General features: G+C 63.0%; 4 protein-coding genes and 1 tRNA gene. 3 read left to right on the top strand and 2 right to left on the bottom strand.

All coding sequences use genetic code 11. The annotated features are described in order from the left end of the window. A partial coding sequence (locus tag CWO89_RS46425; RefSeq protein ID WP_207234669.1) for a S24/S26 family peptidase occupies positions 1–737 on the top strand: 737 nt, incomplete at its 5' end. A gap of 327 nt (positions 738–1,064) precedes the next feature. Next, the gene (locus CWO89_RS40610; protein WP_130583871.1) at positions 1,065–1,304 is read left to right on the top strand and encodes a helix-turn-helix domain-containing protein; all 240 of its coding nucleotides are present in this window, start codon (positions 1,065–1,067) and stop codon (positions 1,302–1,304) included. 22 nt (positions 1,305–1,326) lie between these two features. On the opposite strand, the gene CWO89_RS40605 is transcribed toward CWO89_RS40610, so the two are convergent. Then, the gene (locus CWO89_RS40605; protein WP_130583870.1) at positions 1,327–2,673 is read right to left on the bottom strand and encodes a tyrosine-type recombinase/integrase; all 1,347 of its coding nucleotides are present in this window, start codon (positions 2,671–2,673) and stop codon (positions 1,327–1,329) included. Between the two features lie 269 nt (positions 2,674–2,942). Then, positions 2,943–3,017: transfer RNA gene (locus tag CWO89_RS40600), tRNA-Gln, on the bottom strand. Between the two features lie 178 nt (positions 3,018–3,195). Here CWO89_RS40600 and CWO89_RS40595 point away from each other — a divergent pair. Continuing rightward, positions 3,196–4,977: an acyl-CoA dehydrogenase family protein gene (locus tag CWO89_RS40595; protein WP_130583869.1), complete on the top strand. Its 1,782-nt coding sequence runs from the start codon at positions 3,196–3,198 to the stop codon at positions 4,975–4,977. Positions 4,978–5,071 lie beyond the last annotated feature (94 nt).

The raw sequence follows: 5,071 nt of genomic DNA, 5'->3' as shown, positions 1-5,071 counted from the left end.
AATTTATCGCGCGCGGCATTCCAAGCGAACTAGAGGAACGCGATCGGATCAAGCTTGGGGAAATTCTTCAACTTGACCCGGACGACCTCCGAGGTCCCGGAAGGACGAGAAAGTGGGAACGCGTTGTCGAGTGGCGCCCCGACACAGTTGCAGAACCCGGCGCACTCATACAAAATTCGCACGGACAAAGTTCGCTAACTTCGCGAGATGAGGCGCGCCTCGATTTCCGTAAGAATGAAGAGGTTGCTGCTTCATATCTCGCAGAGATTCTTCTCCAAGCTCCAGGCTCTGGCAGGAGTTTACAGCTTGTAGAGCTTCTCCGAACTCTAGGCAGAGCCGAGACTAAGAGTTCACGGCTGGCGGAGCTTCTCCAAACTTTAGGTCCTATAGATACTTCTCGCTCGAGACATCAGGGCCTTATACCAATCTATCGCCTTGTTTCGGACGACAACGCTCTTCGAGTCGTTCAACCTCGCACTCTATTAGAAGTCGGCTCCAATTATTTTGGCAACAACGCTTACGGAGTCATCATCGCCAATGACTCTATGGCGCCCGAACTTCGTAACGGAGTAATCGCGATCGCCGATCCAAACATTCCGCCTCAGCCAGGGACGACATGCATCTTCAGAAAGCACGGTGTGGATGATCGTGAGCTTTACCGTTCGATCGATGCCGAGCTGCGTGAATATGCCGAGCACGCGATATTGACGCATGTTGTCGTCGCGGGGCGCGCCTGACATGACCCATCAGGACATGATCGATCGAGGACAGGGTGGTTTGTAGGAACCGCCCTCTATTACCAAAGGAATTTACAGGTGAAGATAAATGACCAGTGAAGTGGCGCGCCTGAACGAGGTAACCATAGAAGGCATCCTGCCGCGACTTCAGGCGCTGAACGAGATGGCCCGGCGACTGCAGTGTTTAACAGCAGCAATTAGAGATGGCGCCTCCCGACAAGCCAGCAAGGCTCCTCGAAGAGTCGGCGGCCAGTGCCGGGCGGCGGCCCGCCGGCGCAGGCCGTGATCAGCGTCCGACGGAGTTTGGCGCGCGTGGGGAAAGAGTCCATGATCAGGAAGCAACACAAGATGCAACAGCAGCCGGTAACCGCACCATCAGAGCTGCCATTTCTCACGCGCAAGGAAGCGGCGCTTGCCTTGCGCATGTCGGTGACGAAGCTGGACCGCGTCATTGCGCGCGGCGATCTGCGCGCCAAGAAGCACGGGCACGCAGTGGTGGTGATGGCGAGCGAGATCACGCGCTACATCGAAGAATGGCCCGATGTGAAGCCGCGCGCCAGCCAGTGACGCGCGGCGACGCTTTTCCGTGTCAGGCCGCCATCTTGAGACTGGCCTTGGCCGCGAGATGGCGCGCCCATGCGGTCATGATGCCGACGCGCGGCCTCCACAAGGTGTCCCGGCGGTAGACGCGCTCCTCCTCATCGCCGGGATTGTGCGCCATGCAATATTCGACGGCGTCGCGGTCGAATTTTTTGGTTTCGCCGTCATCTTGCACTTGGTTGCTGGCCCACGTCTTGAACGACGCGCGGAAGCCGTGCGGCGTGGCCTTCCGGTTCAGGATCGGCCCGACGACGAGGTCGCGCATGGTGTTTTCGCTGATCGGTTGCGAGAAGGGATCATCGACCTGATTGGGATCGCCGGGGAACAACAAGCCGACCGGCACGCCGGGGAAGGTCTCGCGCAAATAGGCGATCTGCTCTTGCAGCACCGCCACCAGTCGCGGCACCATCGGCAGCACGAAGTCGTTGTCGTCGTCGTCGACCTTCATCAAGCCGTCCGGCCCGCCCGGCACCGTCCATTTTGGCCCCGGCCGCTTGGCATCCTTCTTCGTGCCGTCGAAATCGAGATGATCGATGTGCAGGAAGCGCACCGGGTTGGTACGCAGGTTGGAGAGGATCAGCGCCTCCAGCGCACGCGAGGTCTGGCTCTTGATGGCGCGCAGCTCGGTCATGAACTGCGGCATGTCTTCATAGTCCACCGATTTCATCGGCCCGCGAATCTTGCCGCGCTTCTTCTTCGGCTTGCCGAGCACCGCAATGATGGCCTCGGCGGATGCGACGTCGCTGTTCGGCCGCAGCTCTTCGCGGGCGGCGGCCTTCAGCACGCGGGCGATCAGCGCGCGCACCTCTTCGGCCATCGCCGGCTTGGTCTCCCAGATCGGTTCGAGAGCCTTGAGCACTTGTGGCGTGCCGATGGTCTCGATCGGCAACTCGTTGATCGCTGCGCAATGGCGCGGGAGGATGTTGATCATGCCCGCCGCATCCTTCTTGTTCTTGCGCTTGGCGGCCCAACCGGCGACGCGCGGGGTCGCATAGGTCTGAAACGTCGGCCCGCTCTTGCGGCGGCCAGCGCCCTTGGTCGAGCCCGGCTTTGGATAGACGCCGCGCGTGATGTCATCGCGGATTTTCAGATGCTGGGTGAGCGCGGTGGCAAAGGAGACGTCCTGCGCACTGCCAAGCGGCTCGCGCTTGATGGCACGCTTGGCACCCGGCTTGAGCAGGTGCGGCGGGACTTCCCACGGTGAGTAGTAGAGGCGCGAGTCGCCGCACACCAGAAGCTGCATGCCGTTGCGCTCGGTGTAGCATTTCTGCTTGCGCCCGCCCCGGCCATCCGGCCCGCCATCGGGCAGCCGCAGCGCGTTGTCGGCGGTCAGCATTATCCTGTTTTGATTCTTGGGCTTTTGGCCCGAATGATCGTTTTTCACGAGGATAATCGCTCCCGTCGGTTCGAATGGGTCTAGGTTTGAATGGGCAGGTTTTAGCGTGAATCAAACTTTGACACAAGCGGCCGGCGGCAAAAGGTGACGGGAGGCGACGATCGGTGACGAAAGGCGAGAAAAAGCGTTCCCCGTCAACGCGTTATCGAAAAACGCGCGGCGAGTTGCGGAGACGGACGAGGAGAATTGGAAAGGTAAGAAGATAAAGTTGGCTGGGGCGGGAGGGATCGAACCTCCGAATGGCGGAATCAAAATCCGCTGCCTTACCGCTTGGCTACGCCCCAATTCCAGGTCCGGAGGGCGCGGAACATAGCCGCAGCCCTCTCGGTCTGGTAACGCCGGTCTATAGAGGGAGTCGGACCATTTCAACTGTTTCTCCCCCTCAATTCGGTTATCCGGACGGTTGAGGGAAGCATGGTTTCGTGGGAAGACGGCGCCAATGTTCCCTCGGGGAGTAACGCCATGACCTACCGCGCGCCGATCGACGACATCCTGCTTGCCCTTAACCATGGTGCCGGACTGAAGGCCGCCCTCGCCGCCGGCCATTACGGCGATTTCGACGGCGACATCGCCCAGCCGGTGCTGGAAGAAGCCGGCAAGTTCGCAGGCGACGTCCTGGCGCCGCTCAACCGGGTTGGCGACCAGAACGGCGTCAAGCTCGCGGACGGCAAGGTGACGACCGCGCCGGGCTGGCCCGACGCCTATCAGCGCTGGGCGGCCGCGGGCTGGAACGCGGTGTCGGGCCCGGAAGCGTTCGGCGGCCAGGGCCTGCCGCTCGCGATCAATGCCGCCTGCACCGAGATCTGGAGCGCGTCGAATTCGGCGTTCGGCCTCTGCCCGCTGCTCACGCTCTCCGCGATCGAGGCACTGGACGCCCATGGCAGCGACGAGCTGAAGAAGATCTACCTTGCCAAGCTCGTCTCCGGCGAGTGGACCGGCACGATGCAGCTCACCGAGCCGCAGGCGGGCTCCGATGTCGGCGCACTGCGCACCCGCGCCGAGCGCGCCGGTGACGGCACCTACCGTATCAAGGGCACCAAGATCTTCATCACCTATGGCGACCACGACATGACCGATAACATCGTTCATTTCGTGCTCGCCCGCCTGCCCGATGCACCCGCGGGCACCAAGGGCATCTCGCTGTTCCTGATCCCGAAATTCCTGGTCAATCCCGACGGCTCGCTCGGCGCACGCAACGATATCTATCCCTCTGGAGTCGAGCACAAGCTCGGCATGCACGCCTCCCCGACCTGCACCATGACCATGGGCGACCATGGCGGCGCCATCGGCTATCTGATCGGCGAAGAGAACCAGGGCATGCGATGCATGTTCACGATGATGAACCAGGCCCGGCTCGCGGTCGGCCTCGAAGGCGTCGGCCTTGCCGACCGCGCCTACCAGCAGGCGCTCGCCTATGCCCAGGAACGCCGCCAGGGCCGCGCCGTCGGCAGCAAGAGCGAGGGCTCGGATCCGATCATCGCGCATCCCGACGTCAAGCGCATGCTGATGCAGATGCGCGCCATGACGGCTGCCGCGCGCGCGATCTGCTACGCCACCGCAGTCGCACTCGATATTTCCACGCGCGCGAAGGATCCGAAGGTGCGCAGCGACGCCGCCGCACGCGGCGCGCTCTTGACGCCGATCGCGAAAGCCTTCTCCACCGACATCGGCAACGAGGTCGCCTATCTCGGCGTGCAGGTGCATGGCGGCATGGGCTTCATCGAGGAGACCGGCGCGGCCCAGCATTATCGCGACGCGCGCATCACCGCGATCTATGAGGGCACCAACGGCATCCAGTCGATCGACCTCGTCACCCGCAAGCTCGGAGCCAATGGCGGCGCCTCGGTCTGGGCGCTGCTCGAAGAGCTCTCCGCCATCGTCAAGCAGGTGGAAACCTCCAACGATCCCGCGTTCGGCACCACCGGCGCCAAATTGCGCGATGCGCTCGGCGCCCTCGAGCGCGCGAGCCGCTGGCTGCTCGAGCGCCTCGCCTCGGCGCCGAACGATGCGCTCGCCGGCGCCACGCCTTACCTGCGCCTGTTCGGTGCGACGCTCGGCGGCTGCATGCTCGCCGGCGAAGCGCTCGCCGTGAAAGGCGGCGGCGAGGCCGGCGACCCGCAGCGCTATATCGCGCTGGCCCGCTTCTTCGCCGAGAACGTCACGGTCCAGGCACCGTCGCTCGAGAAGACGGTCACCGACAGCGCCGAGGCCATCAACGGCGCAGACGCGGTGTTGTTGGGGTAAGCGGCGCATCATCCTGTAGGGTGGGCAAAGGCGCGAAGCGCCGTGCCCACCATCTCACACTCCGCCCGTGATGGTGGGCACGCTCCGCTTTGCC

This window comes from Bradyrhizobium sp. Leo170 (assembly GCF_004296405.1).
Classification (GTDB): domain Bacteria; phylum Pseudomonadota; class Alphaproteobacteria; order Rhizobiales; family Xanthobacteraceae; genus Bradyrhizobium.
This window is presented reverse-complemented; position numbering and strand designations above follow the sequence as displayed.

Bases quoted from the DNA above. Each gene is read 5' to 3' on its own strand.
- CWO89_RS40610 (WP_130583871.1), top strand. From the start codon at position 1,065: ATGATCAGGAAGCAACACAAGATGCAACAGCAGCCGGTAACCGCACCA.
- CWO89_RS40605 (WP_130583870.1), bottom strand. From the start codon at position 2,673: ATGCTGACCGCCGACAACGCGCTGCGGCTGCCCGATGGCGGGCCGGAT.
- CWO89_RS40595 (WP_130583869.1), top strand. From the start codon at position 3,196: ATGACCTACCGCGCGCCGATCGACGACATCCTGCTTGCCCTTAACCAT.